Source organism: Thiorhodococcus mannitoliphagus (assembly GCF_010915725.1).
Taxonomy (GTDB): domain Bacteria; phylum Pseudomonadota; class Gammaproteobacteria; order Chromatiales; family Chromatiaceae; genus Thiorhodococcus; species Thiorhodococcus mannitoliphagus.
In genome coordinates this window covers 1-805 of the sequence record NZ_JAAIJR010000382.1, presented here as the reverse complement: position 1 = coordinate 805, position 805 = coordinate 1, and the positions used below count along the sequence as shown (strand labels likewise).

Annotated in this window: 1 protein-coding gene; it reads left to right on the top strand. The window is 59.1% G+C overall.

Going from position 1 to position 805, the window contains the following annotated elements; all coding sequences use genetic code 11:
• Nucleotides 1–27: 27 nt before the first annotated feature.
• Nucleotides 28–805, top strand: a 778-nt coding sequence (locus G3480_RS27005) for an IS5 family transposase (protein ID WP_240906117.1), incomplete at its 3' end; no start/stop codon positions are given.

Genomic DNA, 805 nt, shown 5'->3' with positions numbered 1-805 from the left:
ACGACAATCACGCGTATCGAGGATGCCATGGCCTTTCAAGAGATGTCCGATGATTTTTGGCGCCAGGCAGAACCGTTGCTGGAGCCGTTCAAGCGAAAACACTCGGGTGGCCGTACACCACTTGATTTCCGCCTCATCTTGAACGGCATCCGCTACCTGCTCAAGACCGGCTGTCAGTGGGACTGTCTTCCCGCGCGCTATGGCGCTAAGAGTACGGTGCATGAGCACTTTCAAAAATGGGTTCACGCGGGCGTTTTGAGCGAACTCTTTCGCGTGATGGCCAACGCGTATCAGGAGCAGATCGGGCTTCAATGGACATGGCAGTCCATGGACGGAGCCTTGGTGCAGGCGCCCGTGCACGGGCAATCCGTGTGTCTCGCGGAAGAAGGGCTGGGGCGCAATCCGACCGATCGAGCACGCAGCGGCAGCAAATTGCACTTGCAGGTCGATCAACAGGGCGTGCCGCTAGGAGTGGAGGTGGTCGGCGCCAATGTCCACGATAGCCGTTTGGTGTCCTCGACGCTGGCCACCACGATTCTCCCGCGACCAGCCCCGACGCGCGACGACCCCCAGCATCTGTGCTTGGACAAGGGATACGATTACGCCCGCGTGGAGATAGAAGTGAAGGACCATGGCTACCTTCCGCACATCCGGCGCATTGGCGAGGAGAAACTGGCTGACGGTGCGAAGACGCATCCTGCCCGGCGTTGGGTCGTCGAACGGACGATCGCCTGGCTGAAAGGATTTCGGGCGATTCGTACCCGTTATGTTTGCCAGTTGCAAAACTACTTGGCACTGATTCAGC